At 42.8% G+C, this 16,821-nt stretch carries 11 protein-coding genes, 3 tRNA genes and 1 pseudogene; 13 read left to right on the forward strand and 2 right to left on the reverse strand.

From position 1 onward, the window contains the following. Window position 1: 1 nt before the first annotated feature. From carB to AC1TO9_RS01535, 7 genes and pseudogenes are all read left to right on the forward strand, one after another. Complete coding sequence (gene carB, locus AC1TO9_RS01505) at window positions 2-3,223, forward strand: carbamoyl-phosphate synthase large subunit (RefSeq protein ID WP_482054736.1); 3,222 nt, start codon at window positions 2-4, stop codon at window positions 3,221-3,223. A gap of 13 nt (window positions 3,224-3,236) precedes the next feature. Beyond that, on the forward strand, window positions 3,237-3,974 hold the full coding sequence (pyrF, locus tag AC1TO9_RS01510; protein ID WP_482058192.1) for an orotidine-5'-phosphate decarboxylase: 738 nt from the start codon (window positions 3,237-3,239) through the stop codon (window positions 3,972-3,974). Between the two features lie 23 nt (window positions 3,975-3,997). Then, the gene (pyrE, locus tag AC1TO9_RS01515; RefSeq protein ID WP_482055233.1) at window positions 3,998-4,612 is read left to right on the forward strand and encodes an orotate phosphoribosyltransferase; all 615 of its coding nucleotides are present in this window, start codon (window positions 3,998-4,000) and stop codon (window positions 4,610-4,612) included. Between the two features lie 805 nt (window positions 4,613-5,417). Then, window positions 5,418-5,582, forward strand: coding sequence for a hypothetical protein (locus tag AC1TO9_RS01520; protein WP_482054738.1), 165 nt, complete (start codon window positions 5,418-5,420; stop codon window positions 5,580-5,582). 72 nt (window positions 5,583-5,654) lie between these two features. Further along, window positions 5,655-5,731: transfer RNA gene (locus AC1TO9_RS01525), tRNA-Met, on the forward strand. 40 nt (window positions 5,732-5,771) lie between these two features. Continuing rightward, window positions 5,772-5,845, forward strand: a tRNA-Ile gene (locus tag AC1TO9_RS01530). A gap of 85 nt (window positions 5,846-5,930) precedes the next feature. Then, window positions 5,931-6,422 (forward strand): annotated as a pseudogene (locus tag AC1TO9_RS01535) (SulP family inorganic anion transporter); the annotation flags it as partial. Between the two features lie 16 nt (window positions 6,423-6,438). Here AC1TO9_RS01535 and AC1TO9_RS01540 read toward each other — a convergent pair. After that, complete coding sequence (locus tag AC1TO9_RS01540; RefSeq protein WP_482054739.1) at window positions 6,439-7,200, reverse strand: VCBS repeat-containing protein; 762 nt, start codon at window positions 7,198-7,200, stop codon at window positions 6,439-6,441. Between the two features lie 232 nt (window positions 7,201-7,432). On the opposite strand from AC1TO9_RS01540, the gene AC1TO9_RS01545 reads away from it, so the two are divergent. The 4 genes from AC1TO9_RS01545 to AC1TO9_RS01560 all read left to right on the forward strand — a co-directional run bounded on the left by AC1TO9_RS01545 (window position 7,433) and on the right by AC1TO9_RS01560 (window position 9,178). Continuing rightward, window positions 7,433-7,518: transfer RNA gene (locus AC1TO9_RS01545), tRNA-Leu, on the forward strand. Between the two features lie 95 nt (window positions 7,519-7,613). Next, complete coding sequence (locus tag AC1TO9_RS01550) at window positions 7,614-8,282, forward strand: uracil-DNA glycosylase (RefSeq protein WP_482055234.1); 669 nt, start codon at window positions 7,614-7,616, stop codon at window positions 8,280-8,282. A gap of 82 nt (window positions 8,283-8,364) precedes the next feature. Then, window positions 8,365-8,511: a hypothetical protein gene (locus tag AC1TO9_RS01555; RefSeq protein ID WP_482054740.1), complete on the forward strand. Its 147-nt coding sequence runs from the start codon at window positions 8,365-8,367 to the stop codon at window positions 8,509-8,511. A gap of 271 nt (window positions 8,512-8,782) precedes the next feature. Continuing rightward, window positions 8,783-9,178, forward strand: coding sequence for a NucA/NucB deoxyribonuclease domain-containing protein (locus AC1TO9_RS01560; protein ID WP_482055235.1), 396 nt, complete (start codon window positions 8,783-8,785; stop codon window positions 9,176-9,178). A gap of 108 nt (window positions 9,179-9,286) precedes the next feature. Here AC1TO9_RS01560 and AC1TO9_RS01565 read toward each other — a convergent pair whose 3' ends face one another. Beyond that, complete coding sequence (locus AC1TO9_RS01565; protein WP_482058193.1) at window positions 9,287-9,772, reverse strand: DinB family protein; 486 nt, start codon at window positions 9,770-9,772, stop codon at window positions 9,287-9,289. A gap of 48 nt (window positions 9,773-9,820) precedes the next feature. Between AC1TO9_RS01565 and AC1TO9_RS01570 the strand changes: the two genes are divergently transcribed. Both AC1TO9_RS01570 and AC1TO9_RS01575 read left to right on the forward strand, forming a co-directional pair. Further along, window positions 9,821-10,090, forward strand: coding sequence for a hypothetical protein (locus tag AC1TO9_RS01570; RefSeq protein WP_482054742.1), 270 nt, complete (start codon window positions 9,821-9,823; stop codon window positions 10,088-10,090). 259 nt (window positions 10,091-10,349) lie between these two features. Next, a complete protein-coding gene (locus AC1TO9_RS01575; protein WP_482058194.1) occupies window positions 10,350-16,757 on the forward strand; it encodes an S-layer homology domain-containing protein in 6,408 nt (2,135 codons plus the stop codon). Window positions 16,758-16,821 lie beyond the last annotated feature (64 nt).

Here is a 16,821-nt window from a genome sequence, read left to right on the forward strand (position 1 = left end):
GATGCCTAAAAATAATGAACTAAAGAAAATACTCGTTATCGGATCAGGTCCGATCGTTATCGGTCAAGCAGCTGAATTTGACTATGCTGGTACGCAAGCATGTCAGGCTTTGAAAGAAGAAGGTATTGAGGTCATACTCATTAACAGCAATCCGGCAACCATTATGACAGACACGAATATGGCGGATAAAGTATATATTGAACCGATTACGTTGGAGTTCGTTACACAAATTATTCGCCAGGAACGTCCAGATGGTTTGCTACCAACATTGGGTGGTCAGACAGGTCTGAACATGGCAGTAGAACTTGCACGTGCGGGTGTTCTTGAGCAAGAGAATGTGAAGCTACTTGGGACACAACTTAGTTCCATTGAAAAAGCGGAAGATCGCGATTTGTTCAGAGAATTAATGCGTGAGCTTGAACAGCCTGTGCCTGAAAGTGCGATTGTTACTACGCTAGAAGGAGCTCTTGATTTCGCAAATGAGATTGGATATCCGTTGATCGTTCGTCCAGCTTATACTCTTGGTGGAACGGGTGGAGGGATTTGCGCAACAGAAGAAGAACTTCGTGAGACGGTTGTTTCCGGAATTCGTTATAGCCCGATTGGACAATGTCTAGTTGAGAAGAGTATTGCAGGAATGAAGGAAATTGAGTATGAGGTTATGCGTGATGCGAACGATAACTGTATTGTTGTGTGTAACATGGAGAACTTCGATCCTGTTGGCGTACATACAGGTGACAGCATCGTAGTCGCTCCAAGCCAAACATTATCAGACCGTGAGTATCAAATGCTTAGAACGGCTTCTGTAAAAATTATCCGTGCACTAAATATTGAAGGTGGTTGTAATGTGCAATTTGCACTAGACCCACAAAGTTTTCAATATTATGTTATTGAAGTAAACCCGCGGGTGAGTCGTTCATCAGCACTTGCGTCTAAAGCGACAGGTTATCCTATTGCCAAAATGGCAGCCAAAATTGCTATGGGTTACACCCTAGATGAAATTATTAACCCTGTAACAGGACAAACGTATGCTTGTTTTGAACCAACATTGGATTACATCGTAAGTAAGATTCCACGCTGGCCTTTTGATAAATTCGTTAATGCTAACCGTAAGCTTGGAACTCAAATGAAGGCGACTGGCGAAATTATGGCTATTGGTCGTACCTTTGAAGAGTCTATTCATAAAGCTATTCGTTCGCTAGAGATTGGTGTTCATCGCTTTAATCTCGAAGGGGCAGAACTATTAAGTGAAGAGGTTCTTAACGAACGTCTTGAGAAACCGGATGACGAGCGTATCTTCCTAATCGCTGAAGCTTTCCGTCGCGGTTATACATTGCAACAAATCCAAGACCTAACGCAAGTGGACTGGTGGTTCCTTGACAAGCTTGAGGGGATTATCAAGTTTGAGGCACGTATCCAAGCAGAAGAAATACTTTCTTATGATACGTTGTATCAAGCTAAAAGACTTGGATTTACGGATAAATCCATTGCTGAAATTCGTAAGCTGAACGTATCAACGAAGAGTAATACGTCTGAAGCAGAAGTTCGTGAATTCAGATTGAGTCATAATCTTCGTCCAGTGTTCAAAATGGTAGATACATGCGCAGCGGAATTTGAGGCTTCTACACCATACTATTACTCTACTTATGAGACTGAGAATGAAGTTATTCAGTCATCGAAGGAGAAGATCCTCGTTCTAGGTTCAGGTCCAATTCGAATCGGACAAGGGATTGAGTTCGACTACTCGACAGTTCATGCTGTGTGGGCGATTCAGAAGGCAGGCTATGAGGCTGTCATCATTAATAACAATCCTGAGACGGTATCTACGGATTTCAATACATCGGATCGACTGTATTTTGAACCGTTATTCTTCGAAGATGTTATGAACGTGATTGAGCAAGAGAAGCCAATCGGAGTTATTGTTCAATTCGGTGGTCAGACGGCTATTAACTTAGCAGCACCATTGAGTGCAGCAGGTGTGAAAATATTGGGTACGAGCTTAGAAAGCATTGATGAAGCCGAAGATCGCAAGAAATTTGAAGCTTTGCTAACTCGTTTGAATGTGGCTCAACCGAATGGAAAAACGGTTATTTCTGTAGATGAAGCAGTTGCAACAGCTGAGAAAATTGGTTACCCTGTGCTAGTTCGTCCTTCTTATGTCTTAGGTGGGCGGGCAATGGAGATTGTCTACTCTGATGAGGAATTGCTGAGTTACATGGAGCATGCCGTGAAGATCAATCCAGAGCATCCTGTACTGATCGATAGCTATATGCTCGGTAAGGAAGTAGAAGTGGATGCCATCTGTGATGGTGAAACGGTAGTCATTCCAGGAATTATGGAGCATATTGAGCGCGCTGGTGTTCACTCAGGAGATTCGATTGCTGTCTATCCACCGCAGCATCTGGAAGCTCATCTTCAAGAGAAAATTGTGAATATTACGATCAAAGTAGCGAAGGAACTAAAGACGATCGGTCTGGTAAACATTCAGTTCGTCATCTACCAAGATGAAGTATACGTTATCGAAGTGAACCCACGTTCATCCCGTACTGTTCCATTCTTAAGTAAAGTTACGACGATTCCGATGGCGAACCTTGCTATGCAGGCGATTCTAGGTACGAAGTTGAAAGACTTAGGTTATCAAGAGGGACTATGGCCTGAGAGCAAATATATATCAGTGAAAGTACCTGTGTTCTCTTTTGCCAAACTCCGTAGAGTAGACACTACGCTTGGACCTGAGATGAAATCAACAGGTGAAGTGATGGGTCGCGATCTTCAATATGCTAAGGCATTATACAAAGGCTTGATTGGAGCAGGTATGAAAATACCATCTACAGGCTCTATCATTGTAACTGTAGCTGATAAAGATAAAGATGAAGCGGTAGAGCTTATGACTGGATTTAAGAGATTGGGTTATAAAATATATGCAACAGGCGGCACAGCAGAAGCTCTAAATAACGCGGGACTCGATGTGACTACCGTTCATAAATTGAGTGAAGGAACGCCGAATATCCTTGATCTGATCCGCACAGGTGAAGCTCAATATGTATTTAATACACTCACTAAAGGTAAATTGCCGCAGCGTGATGGATTCAGAATTCGTCGTGAAGCTGTAGAGAATGGTGTCGTATGTATGACGTCACTCGATACAGTAAGAGCATTGCTCATCATGTTAGACACCATTAATTTCTCATCTCAAGCTATGCCATCATTTATTGGGCAATAGGAGGCAGAGGGTTATGAATACAGAATATAGAAATATGGCAGGACGTCTGATCGTGGCACTGGATTATCCAGATGCCACACAGGCATCCGCCTTAGTGGATCAATTACAAGGAATACCTTGTTATATGAAGGTCGGGATGCAGCTTTTCTATGCTGCAGGCCCGAACTTTGTGCGCGAATTGAAGGCTAAAGGTTACTCTGTTTTCTTGGATTTGAAAATGCATGACATCCCTAACACCGTTAAGGGTGGTGCTGAGAGCATTACACGGCTTGGTGTGGATATGTTCAATGTTCACGCAGCGGGTGGTACTCAGATGATGCAAGCAGCTTATGAAGGCATGACGAATGCATTAGCAAGTGATGCTTCTTTATCGAAGCCATTGATCATTGCTGTCACACATTTAACAAGTACTAGTCAATTGGTGTTAAATGAACAGATTGGTGTGGAAGGCAACATACAAGACGCTGTTGTAAGATACGCCAAACTTGCCGCTTCAGCCGGACTAAGTGGTGTCGTGGCCTCTGCTCAGGAGGTACCTTCGATTGGTGAAGCATGTGGTAGAGACTTTATCACAGTAACGCCAGGTATCCGTCCAGCAGGAAGTGACATAGGAGATCAATCCAGAGTGTTAACACCTGGGGAAGCGATACGGCAGGGGAGCCACTATATTGTTGTTGGTCGACCTATCACGGCCGCTAACAATCCCCGCGTAGCAGCAGAACTAATTATTGAGGAGATGATGAAGTCGTGAGTAAATTGATTGAAATTCCTGGAATGATCGCAGGGTATTTACTAAAGATTGAAGCAGTAGCTTTAAGCCCGAAACAACCTTTCACATGGACATCAGGCATTAAATCACCGATCTATTGTGATAATCGCTTAACGATGTCATATCCTGAGATTCGTGAATATATTGCGGAATCGTTCGCAGCGGTCATTCGTGAGCAGTACCCCGATGCGGAAGTTATTGCAGGGACAGCTACAGCTGGTATCCCACATGCCGCTTGGGTAGCACAGAAGTTAAATCTTCCGATGGCCTATATTCGAGATAAGGCTAAAGGTCATGGCAAGGAGAATCAGATCGAAGGATTAATCAAGCCGAACCAGAAAGTGGTTGTCATCGAGGATTTGATCTCTACTGGGGGAAGTTCATTGAAGGCCGCCTTAGCTGTTAAGGAAGCAGGAGCACAGCCATTGGCAGTTCTTGCAATATTCAGCTATCAGCTTGACAAAGCTGTTGACGCATTTGCAGAGGCAGGTATTCCACTTCAGAGCTTGTCTAACTACGGAGCATTAATGGATGTCGCTCTTGAGCAAGGGAAGATAGAAGCAGGAGATGTAGCGGCATTGAAGGCTTGGAGAGCAGATCCCTCATCCTTTGGAGTATAAGGAATATTCATTTATATCATTTTTGTGGAACCGGCTGTGCCATCCTCCAATGGGGATGGTGCGGCCGGTTTTTTTGACGTGATAGAAAGTATAATTTTTTGGAAGATCTTTAGGTGTATTCTGCGAGAATTGCGGAAAATTGGGCTTTTCGAGAAATTAAATGTCTTTTAGGCATCTAAAGTGGGGGAAAGTGGAATAGTGGTGGATTTAGAGAACAAATTTGCAACTAACGTGGATGACTACCGCTGGATGTTGGCTGCGTGCAGGTAGCCGAAGGTAGACCTATTAACAACCCAATGGAGACATCGTATGTAGTGGCATCATGAAGAGTAGAGTAACCAAGTACATTTTCTAACGGAAATAACAGACTCTATTTTGCCTGAATCGTCACTCTTGGAATTCTAACGGAAATGAGAGATCTTATTTGGTCTTTTCCTTCGGATTTGAGCTGTTAATATGCATATAGAGGCCTGTATTTCCGTTAAAATTTCATTGTGGTGTTTTTTCGTGGAATAAGGTCTGTGACTTCCGTTAGAAATCCACTGCCGGTGAGTAAGTGCATAAACAACACCTAAATTAGCAGAATAGGCTGGCTTGCAAGAAATAAGTGTTTAAATGGCCGTTAAAGTTGGGGTAATCGCGGAAAAGTGGTGGATTTAGAGGACAAATTTGCAACTAACTGTACGTTCTGCAGTTCAGTAAGGCTATTTTGAATATTGCGAATCGAGTTGTATGTATAGAGAGTAACTAGGTAACAATACCATCGACATCTTATTTTACTCATGATGAGAAGGAGGGAAGAGGTATGCAATGGGTATATTTCGGTAAACTTTATACAAGTAAATTTCAAGCGAGTTGTCTTGCCAAAAGATTAGAGCAGGATGGCTGGATTTACGGGTATGATGATCCTTATTCTGTGGAAATATTTCGTTCTCGTAGAGGGCGTTTTGGCGTTCGATTTATTCCTTGAATAAAAAAGGCTTGACGTATAGGGTGTTAATGTTGTATATTAATTCTTGTCGCTATTTGAATAATTCAATGACGCGGGGTGGAGCAGCACGGTAGCTCGTCGGGCTCATAACCCGAAGGTCGCAGGTTCAAATCCTGCCCCCGCAACCAATTAAATTGCCATTATTCATAGTGGATTACATATTATTTAGGGCCTTTAGCTCAGTTGGTTAGAGCGGTCGGCTCATAACCGATTGGTCGGGGGTTCGAGTCCCTCAAGGCCCATTTTATCAGAAATCCTTGCTTTGTAAGGATTTTTTTGTTTGTCTTTTTAGCTATTAATGAACATTGAAATAGGGGAAGCTAGACATTGGCATCTATACAATTGAACAACTCTACTTGGTTTGGTAATACTCGAAAAGACGTATTGTCCGGTATTACGGTTGCTTTAGCGCTGATTCAAGAAGCAATCGCATTCTCTATTATTGCAGGTGTGAGCCCGATGGTAGGTCTGTATGCTTCGTTCTGTATGGCTATTGTCATCTCCTTTGTAGGTGGAAGACCTGCGATGATCTCGGCAGCTACGGGAGCTATGGCATTACTTATGGTGACTCTGGTTAAAGAGCACGGGTTTGAGTATCTATTTGCAGCAACGATACTTACAGGTGTCATTCAATATGTTATGGGAAAATTGAAAGTTGGACATTTGGTCAGCTTTGTACCCCATTCGGTCATAAATGGATTCGTAAATGCATTAGCTATTCTTATTTTTATAACCCAACTGACGCAATTCAAAGGACAGAGCTGGGTGATGTATGCATTGGTTGCTCTGACACTTGCCATTATTTATATAGTCCCTCTTTTTGCTGTGTATCAAATCATTTAGGTGCTCCATAGATCGCAAACCACTGATTCTGTAACATCCACCCGTTGTTCTGCCACTTCAAATTATTCTCCACATACCCAAATCGATCAGCATGGTACAGTCCGCTTACGCCTTGGAAAGCCAGTAACTCATAGACCCCATCTCGATCGAAATCAACTGGATATAAACCGCTGAGAGGGTCTACCCACCCCTCAATAGGGGCCTTCAACGTTCCGTTCGGATGATAGATTTCATCTAAATAGGCTTTGCCTCGAGATGTGATGTCTATCGTATATACTAGTTCTGTATTGCTATTAGTCAATTGCAGTCGATAACCATCTAAATAGGTTACTTTGTATTTCCAATAGTCGTTGTACGCTTCGGAGCTGAATATAAGTTGTGTCTTGCCCTGAGTTAGGGTGTACAAATAGTCATACGTTATCGCCCCTGATCCGCCACTATCGATTGTTAGTAATAGATCTGCAATTCCATCCCCAGTGAAGTCTCCCACAAAGAGACGTGGATTATATCCTGAATTCTGATTGGGCTTGATCCGATAACGTCTTGCGGAGGCACCATCCTGAATGATAATAGAAATGTCGGTTATAAATGGACTTGTAGCATCTTGCTTAACCCCTGTGAGCCATATTTGATCGGGGACATGATCTCCGGTTACATCGACAGTGACATGATCTAGAACCATCTCTTTGTGTGTAGTCTGATCTGGCTGTCTTACATCATATTGGGGGACTTCATACATATGTTGCATCATCATATTTGCTCCTCTATATAGGTAATTACCTATAATCTATGATGGGGAGGGTAAAGATGTGATGAGCATCGGCTTGCCCAAAACGAATGTGTTATCTATGATGTGCAAATGATTAATTTTCTCTGTGAAAAAGTTATTTGTGAAATAGGTTGAAATTGTTTGGAATATATCATATAATAAGAAAGTTGAATTTAAGCAGTACCGTTATATAAATCAGCGAATTCATACCTATTATGCCGGGGTGGCGGAATTGGCAGACGCACAGGACTTAAAATCCTGCGGTAGGTGACTACTGTACCGGTTCGATCCCGGTTCTCGGCATCATGATTGAAGATTTAGATGGAAATGAGTCGGCTCCGCGTTTATGGAGTCGGCTTATTTTTTGTAATAATTATGAAGTGAAAGAGGAGATCAGGATGTTCGGTAATGATTGGGATGATCAATTACAAGCTGAAATGCTTAAGCCTTATTTTATAGAGTTGCAGCAAAAGATAACGGATGAATACGCTCATCAAACGATACTTCCTCCTAAGGAGTATTTATATGAAGCGCTTAAGCTTACATCATATACTACAACCAAAGCGGTTATTTTAGGCCAGGACCCTTATCATGGTGTTGGACAAGCTCACGGACTAAGTTTCTCTGTCATGCCTGGAGTACGAATTCCACCTTCACTAAGAAATATTTACAAAGAACTAGAAGCCGATCTATCGGTGGATACCCCAAATCACGGATCGCTTGAACGTTGGGCGAAGGAAGGGGTTCTTATGCTGAATACCGTACTCACCGTACAGGAGGGACAACCTGCTTCTCATCAAGGGATCGGCTGGGAGAATTTTACGGATACGATCATACAGAAATTAAACGAACGAGATCATCCTTTGGTATTCATTCTTTGGGGAAGTCATGCACAGAAGAAGACATCGTTAATAGATATGAGTAAACATAAGGTCATTCAAAGTAGTCATCCAAGTCCGTTAGCGGCGTATCGTGGTTTTTTCGGTAGTAAACCTTTTTCTCAGACAAATGCTTTCCTGGAATATGTAGGAGCGGGGCCAATTGACTGGAGTATTCCGAATCTTTAAGTTGTATTCATGGCACGTAGGTAGAATAGTTGAACTCAAATGGGGGGAACTTAGGAGAAAATGATTGTGAGGTGAGACAATAATGCATATTCAAACGGATGAGTACACCATTGCTCCATTAAATGAGAACGATCAAACGTTACAAGCGATTAAACAAACAGAAGCGCTTCTATATGATCTCACAGGTAAAGAAGTTACATTAATTGCTTATGAGAAGCGACAAGAATAGCTTGGAATTCGTTATTGGGTTGGACAATCCGTCATCGTAGCGGCCTCCTACACAAGTTTTTATCAAGCACTAGTTATGGTTTCGAGCCTTCAATTCCGCTTCTATGAGTGGGGTTGAAGGTTTTTTTGGACAATTGCTGTGTTCCCATAGCAACAATTTTAATAATATGGTATATTTCGAAGTCACATAGAAGCTTTTTTACATGAGGGGAGTACATAGCTTGAAGAAAACAAAAAAATCTATTGTTCGTCTTATTTTTGCAGTAGTAGTCATGTTAGGGTTGTATTATTTCGATATTATTGATTTATCCGAGAAGAAAATAGTTGTTGAAGTTACTACAGATGCAGACTATTACTTGGAGTTTCCAATAGATCGTTACCCAGAGACAGGAGCCCATATCAAGGATGCTATACAATCTGGATATCCAGCTATATGCACCATTGACCGAGCGGGAGCAGAGAGTAATCGCGCTGACTCATTAAGGGGAATCCCCACAAAGAAAGGATTCGACCGAGACGAGTGGCCTATGGCCATGTGTAAGGAAGGTGGAGCTGGTGCTGATATTGAATATATATCTCCGAGTGATAACAGAGGTGCGGGTAGTTGGGTAGGCAACCAACTTGAGGGTTATCCGAATGGAAGTCGAGTGGAATTCACATTTCCTTAAGTGATTTTGAAATTTAGGTGTTAAAAATGGTCTTGTATTCACGACGTCGGTTCCCTTAGATAGCTTCTATCTTAGGGGCACCGAGTGTCGAATGGCAAAATGTATATTTTAAAATGTTGCTTTTATTGTGGCTAGATATTGTTGTAATGGATTCATATGGTGTTGATCATGCCATATGAAATCTTTAAGATATTGCAGAATGTTAAAGATATTGCCATCTCCATCTATATAATCCTGTTCGATCTCCTCTTTTGACAATGATTCAATCTTCCCGATAATCTTCTTGCGAAAAGATATGGCTTGTTCAATTAATTCATATGTTGTTATCGTACTCCCGTATGTAATTGCCCTGTTGTTAAAATCATCATAATTCAAGTGTTTAAGAGTTACTTGTTTACCAGATGCAATCTTGTCAATGGCCTCTTCGTAAAAGTACTCATCCCATAACATGATATGACTGATAATGGATCGAATAGTCCACTTTCCTTGTTCAATACTTGAATCCCAAACCTCTTCATTTAATTCCTTCAAATTACTGGTGAATACAATCCATTCTTCGAATGATTTGATTAAATCTTTCATCTCAATTGACATCGTTTAGTCACTCCTTTAAATTAATCTGAAGATTTCATTTTGTATCCTGTGAGTGAATCTAATGATGCTTTACTATTACCTAATGATTTCTGTGGGGATGGTGGCGTATCTGTGCGCGTTCTGCGTATAAGTTCTCCGAGCATGGCATTGTTAGCTTCTAGTAATTCAATCATCATTGCGAATGCTAAAAATAATATACCCGAGACAATGCCACTAATCCACCACGATAAAGCTACTACAAATCGGAATCCGTTATCTATCCCGAAAATGAACCCAAGTATGATACCTCCAACGATTGAAATTAGTCCGAGAATATGAAGTGTTTTTGCCAGTTAGAATTCCTCCAGGATGATTACAAGAATAATGTAATCAACTCTATTTATAATAAGAGTATAGAACATGAGTTCTATTTATTCAAGTGTTTTACTTAAAGTGGATGAAAATAGCATTATCTCAAAATTAACAATATGCTGTGCTAGATTTAATCCTACCATCACATTTCATAGTTAGAATGAACCTTATGATGTTGTCCAATTTCAGATAATTAAGAGACAGCCACGAGGGGGATATCAGCAAAGTGAAAAAGTATTTACGTCAAATGAATGTAGCCATTATTGTAGTTCTTCTTATTTCGTTATTCCAACCTGGAGCATTTGTTCATGCATCCATATCTGATCTGCCTTTAACGGACTATGGTTCCGTTATTGATGTTCGTAAGACAGAGCTTGCACCTGGAGCGATGTATACGTGGATGGATTTTCAGAATGATCGTGGTTTACAGAAAATACATACAGTTGAGTTCGATCCGCACAATTCAAATCTAGAGTTGCGGGCCGGTACGAAGGATGGCAAAGTTTACGGTATGAAAAGTGTAACGGATATGGCAGCTTATACAGACTCGCCTGGAAGTCGTGTTATCGCCGGGATTAACGGTGATTTCTATGAGATCTCGGGCTTTGCTACGGGGGTTCCTAACGGTCTGTTTGTGGATGATGGAGTGATATTGAACAGTTCTATTTCAGCTTTTACTTTCGGATTAAAAGCCGATGGTAGTTCGATTTATGGTGTGCCGAAGCTGAGCAAAACGGTGACTATTAACGGAAAGACTACCAATTTAACTAGCATCAACCGTTATCGGAATACGGATGAGCTCGTTCTGTACACGGCAGATTATAGTACGTCTACTAATTCGACCGATAAGGGCGATGAGGTTGTACTGGATATCCTCGAAGGTGAAGTGAAGAGTGGGCAGACTGTCAAAATGAAAGTGTCCGAGATTCGCAACAATCAGGGGAATGCGCCGCTTGTTAAGGGTAAAGTCGTACTCTCTGCGAATGGGGCATCACGTGCTGTGTTGCAGGGGGTATCGGTCGGGGATACGGTTACTGCGACCTTTACGCTTGATGGGGAATGGAATGATGTACGGGTTGCGATTGGCGGAGCGGGACCACTTGTAAAGGATGGAGTGGTTCAACAAGGCGTTGGACCTTTAGGGATACATCCACGCACGGCGATTGGCACTAAAGCGGACGGTAGCATCGTTCTGATCGAAATTGATGGAAGATCACCTGGTTTCAGTGAGGGTGTTGATACAGACGAGCTAGGCAATATTCTGAAGGATATGGACATTGTTAACGCCATGAACCTCGATGGTGGTGGGTCTTCCACTTTCGTAGCAAAAATGCCAGGAACAACAGGTGTGAAAATGATGAATCAGGGATCGGATGGGTACGAACGGAAAACAGGCAACAGCTTGCTGCTCGTCAACACAGCGCCAGAGAAGTCTGTAGCTTCTAAGCTAGTGGTACAGCCGAATGCGGAACGTATTTTGCAAGGATCAAACTATACATTCAAGGCAGCAGGGGTAGATGAGAATGGTCATCCAGCTTCGTATCCTGGAACATTGAATTGGCAGGTGGATCCGAATCTTGGAAGCATGGATACAAACGGAGTCTTCACTGCAGGAACGTCTGCAGGGACAGGAAATGTTACTGTTGTTGCCGGTGCGGTTCATGGTAGCGGTGCAATTGAAGTAGTGGAACAACTGACAGAACTTAAGTTTCCTGATGAGATCAAAACGTATTCTTCAGGCGCTACTGCACAACTGACGGTGAAGGCACTTCGAAGTGGACAGGTCATTCAGGCTGATAACGATAGTTTTGAGTGGCGAGTCGAAGGTGAGATTGGAACTGTGGACAATAATGGCTTTTTTCAGGCGACAAGCGAAAATGGGGAAATGGGCAAGATTTTTGCTAAGTACGGCAATGTGGAAACCTCTTTTGAGGTGAATGTGGGCTTACTTCCAGTAATTCTGGAGGATTTTGAAAATGGAATTGGTAAATATACAGCGACAAACGCAGCTGCTAATAGTGTCTCGCTTACGGAAGTGACGGATCAGGACTTTGTTCGTAGTGGGGATAAATCCTTGAAGTTGGAATATGACTTCACTAATAAAACCGGTACATCTGGAGCATATGTATCCGCTAGCTCGATAAATAATCGTATCCAGATACCTGGATATCCTGAAAAGATAAGTATGTGGATTTATGGGGATGGCAAAAAGCACTGGCTACGTGGACAGATTCGTGATGGTACTAATGCGGCAGTGGCTGTAGATTTTACAAATGCCATTGATGGTGTGGACTGGACGGGGTGGAAATATGTCGAAGTATCCGTTCCAAAGGGAAAAGCAACACCTCTGACGATGGATATGCCCGTTCGGTATATGGAGACGAGTAATCTCAATAAAAGTGCAGGTGCGATCTATGTCGATGATATTCGTGCCGTATATGGTCCATTAGATGAGGATATAACACCTCCAGTCATGAAGAATGCTTATCCTGCGGCGAACGAGATTATCAAAACGGCAACACCGACACTTTCGGTTAACGGAGAAGATGCTGGATACGATCCGGTTGTTCACCCAGGTACCACTCTAATTGATCCGGCGAAAACACGCGTGTATGTAGACGATCAATTAGTAGAGCATGGATTTTATCCTCCAAAGGGACAGATTACTTATATACCTAAGGTTCCCCTAGCAGAAGGGCGCCATAAGATGAAAGTTGCGATTAGGGACATGAGTGGTAATCAGACTATAAAAGAATCGTATTTTGTAGTGAATTTAGGATCACCTTTCTATGTATATACAACACCAGAAGTACTGTATGTCGGTAATACGTATACATTAGATATTACTGCGGAGAAGGCAAGCAAGCTGAAGGAAGGACATATCACCTTTGCGTTTAATCCAGATGCAGTGGTAGACCTGAAAGTGACTCGTGGCAGTAAGATAGCGGAACAGCAATTGAAATCGGTCATTAATTCTGCTGTGGGAACGGTTCGCCTGAACCTGAGTGATATCAATAAATCTAACTTAGATGACGTGGATATGATCGGTCAAATTCAATATACGGTCCGTAATGATTATGTTGGTCCTTATACGTTGGAACAGGCGGCAGGAGACATAACTAAGACGTTCGTGATTGAGAACTCATCTGGTTCTGTAACTTCAACAGAAGGGACTGGAGTGCCGATTAGCTTCATAGGGGCTCCTGCGGAATCTATTGTACAAACACAGTTAGCACTCTCCTGGAATCATTATGATATAGCCAAGGGCTTAGAAGCTTCCTTTACTGTAAAGGAGAGTCTTGGTGGGGGTGCTATAGAAAATGCGAAGTTGTTGATTGATGGAATTGAGGCAGGGGCTACTTCCAGTTCGAACGGAATGTTAACAACTGGAGCTGCGACTTCGTCAGAAGGAACATTCAAGATCCAAGCGGTGAAGGGCAATAGCTATAGTCCTGTCATGACGTTCAAGGTTGCTCCTTATGACGGTACTGCCGAACCTCGTAATACTAACGTTACGATGGGATTGGACGCAGCAACATCTCGTCAGTTCACATGGCAAACAGAGCCATTAACGACAGATACAATGGTTGAACTCGTTAATAAATCAGAATTCACTAGTTTTCAAGACACGAATGTGCTGAGAATTTCCGGAGGAAGTTCGATCTACAACACGAACAATGATGGAACGATGCGAGTCCATAAAGTGGAAGCAGTCGGTCTCACTCCTGGAACTGAATATGTATACCGTGTAGGTGATGGGAAGACGAACGTTAGTGAGCAGGGATCGTTTGTTACGAGTGGGGATCAGAATAACTCTACGAAGTTTCTTTTCATCGGTGATTCTCAGGCAGATTCCAAGGCAGGGTTTGCTCTATGGGGAAAAACGATTCAAGCGGCCTTTGATTATATGCCGGATGCAGAAATGCTCGTACATGCAGGGGATATGGTAGACAAAGGGTTCGAGCAAGAACAGTGGAACTGGTGGTTCGATGCTGGGAAGAAACAGTTGATGAACACAACGCTTGTCCCGATTATAGGAAACCATGAAGTGATGGGTACGAATGGCGACGGTGATTATTTGGCGCAATTCAATAACCCACAGAATGGTGCTGCAAGTGTGAAAGGGAGCAACTATTCCTTTGATATGAATGATACCCACTTTGTTGTCATGAATACAGAGCATTCTGGTAGCCGGTTTGCTGATCAGACACAGTGGCTAGAGCAGGATCTTTCGTCTACTGATAAGAAATGGAAGGTCGTATTCTTCCACCAGGGACCTTATGGTAGCATCTACTCGAATGAGAAAGTGCAGTCAGCTTGGGTGCCAGTGTTCGATAAGTATAACGTTGATCTTGTTATGAACGGTCATGACCATATTTACTTGCGAACCTTTCCGATGAAGGGCGGCAAGCAAGTAGCTGAAGGAGAAGGGACGAGATATGTGATCGGAGGTTCCTCTGGTCCTAAGTTCTATGCACTAACTCCTCGGGTATGGCAGGAGAAAATATATGATGAAGATGAGCAAATCTACACTGCGGTTGAGATTGAAGAAAATGAGTTATCGGTCATCGCAAGAACACTCGATGGCACGGAAATAGATCGGTTGGTGATCGGTAAATATGTACCGGATTCTATCATACTAGATCATACCGAGGTAGAACTTGAGCCAGGTCAAAGTATTCAGTTACAAGCTCAGATAGACTCGAGCATTGCTAATAGTACAAAGGTGAATTGGTCAGTCCTTAGTGATGCGGCAGAAGTTGCAGTTACCGTGGATAAGAACGGGTTGGTAACGGCCGTGAAGCCTGGTACTGCTAAAGTAAGAGCAACAATCGAAGGTTATCCGAATATGTATGCGGAAAGTACGATTACAGTAGACCTCCTACAATCCATTTTGTTGCAAGGAACAAGACAGCTAAAACCGGATGAAGTTGACCAAACGGTAACTGAAGCTGTATACGCATCGGGCAAACGGGTTGCCATCGTTGATGGGCTTCATTATTCTAGTTCGAATGAGGATGTTGCTACGATCAATGAACAGGGATTAATTCAAGCTCGGATGGAAGGATCAACAGTTATATCCGTAACTTACAGAGCACTTTCCGCCGATTACAATCTTATCGTCACGAATGACGAGACTCCTGTTCTAATAGATATAGCGATGAATGGACCAGACTCGTTGGAACAAGGAAGTAAAGGAATAGTTGTCACACAAGCGGTCTACAGTGATGGAAGTATGCAGGATTTGTTCGAAGGTGTTGTATATGACACCTCTGATCATATAATAGCTGTGGTCAATGGGGCTGGTGAGATTAGTGCGCTTAGTCCAGGGAATACTACCATTCATGCGATTTACAATGGATTAAGTACTAAATATTCATTGACTGTAACCGATGGCACGTCGGAACCGACACCTGAACCGACTCCGACACCAACACCAACACCAAACCCGGAACCAACACCTGGACCAATGACGTCGCCGTCACCTTCGCCAGGAGCTATAGTTAAACCGGGTGTTATGAAGATAACAGCAGCGCAGTTATCCACAAAACCGAATGCCCAAGGTGAGGTTATTGTTTCTGTTGATGAAGCCCTTACTGAACTGATTATGCAGGGGAATGTTGTTGAACTACTTGGTGGTGCTTCGCTAAGAGTTAATACGACTGATCTGTCCGTTACGATCCCCGCCAAAATGCTGGCTGAAATAAGTGGTTTGGTACCTGCTGGTGCCGCTGCCAACAGTACGATCTCGCTCCGATTGGATGTAATATCTAGCGACATGACATCGGAACTGATAGATCGTGCAAGCAGAGCTACGGGAGCAAAATTGAAGGCATTCAGTGATCTAAGGGATTGGTCGCTTAGCATCACGACAGAACAAGGAGAGAATTTCACGTTAAGTCAGTTCGCAGAGCCAATTACGATTTCTTATCATATAGCTTCGAATGCGGATAGAAGTTTACTCGGCATATATTATATTAATGATGCTGGAAAGTTAGAATATATGAAGGGCGAATGGTTGGATGGCGAACTATCTGCACCGATCAGTCATTTTAGTAAATTCATTGTTTTAGAATATGACAAAGCATTTAGTGATCTGTTGCCGACTCATTGGGCATACAGTGCCGTGCAACAACTAGCGGCGAAACAACTTGTGCAAGGCATATCAGCGGATCAATATGATCCAAACCGAGCGGTTACGCGTGCAGAGTTCACGGCCATGCTGGTGCGCACACTCGGTCTGAGTGGTCAATCGGCAACTGTGTTTACAGATGTAACATCTGACAAATGGTATGCGGAAGCCGTTGGCTTAGCAAGAGAAGCTGGCATTGTTAAAGGTCAGACATCTTCACAATTTGAACCGGATGCAAAAGTTTCACGTCAGGAGATGGCAGCTATGCTTGTTCGTGCTTATGGCTACGAAGTGAGTAGTCCATCGACAGTGAGTAAGAAGGCTATAGCATTTACCGACATTGACGCTACTCCGCAGTGGGCTCAAGAGGCTGCTAGCGAGGCTAATGGACTTGGACTCATGCAAGGACGTGCGGAAGGACGGTTTGAACCGAAACAAAACGGCACTCGCGCCGAAAGCGCACAAATGATCATCAACCTGTTGAGTGTGATGAAGAAATAAAATAATGAGGTAACAGACCGCTATCTTTGGATGGCGGTCTGTTTTTTTGTGTTTTAAGTTTAAG

Source organism: Paenibacillus sp. Y916, assembly GCF_056786435.1.

What these genes read in the sequence shown, in the direction of transcription:
- AC1TO9_RS01555 (WP_482054740.1), top strand. Translation starts at nt 8,365, where the DNA reads ATGCATATTCAAACGGATGAGTACACCATTGCTCCATTAAATGAGAAC.
- carB (WP_482054736.1), top strand. Translation starts at nt 2, where the DNA reads ATGCCTAAAAATAATGAACTAAAGAAAATACTCGTTATCGGATCAGGT.
- AC1TO9_RS01550 (WP_482055234.1), top strand. Translation starts at nt 7,614, where the DNA reads ATGTTCGGTAATGATTGGGATGATCAATTACAAGCTGAAATGCTTAAG.
- pyrE (WP_482055233.1), top strand. Translation starts at nt 3,998, where the DNA reads ATGATCGCAGGGTATTTACTAAAGATTGAAGCAGTAGCTTTAAGCCCG.
- AC1TO9_RS01560 (WP_482055235.1), top strand. Translation starts at nt 8,783, where the DNA reads ATGTTAGGGTTGTATTATTTCGATATTATTGATTTATCCGAGAAGAAA.
- AC1TO9_RS01520 (WP_482054738.1), top strand. Translation starts at nt 5,418, where the DNA reads ATGCAATGGGTATATTTCGGTAAACTTTATACAAGTAAATTTCAAGCG.
- AC1TO9_RS01540 (WP_482054739.1), bottom strand. Translation starts at nt 7,200, where the DNA reads ATGATGATGCAACATATGTATGAAGTCCCCCAATATGATGTAAGACAG.
- pyrF (WP_482058192.1), top strand. Translation starts at nt 3,237, where the DNA reads ATGAATACAGAATATAGAAATATGGCAGGACGTCTGATCGTGGCACTG.
- AC1TO9_RS01565 (WP_482058193.1), bottom strand. Translation starts at nt 9,772, where the DNA reads ATGTCAATTGAGATGAAAGATTTAATCAAATCATTCGAAGAATGGATT.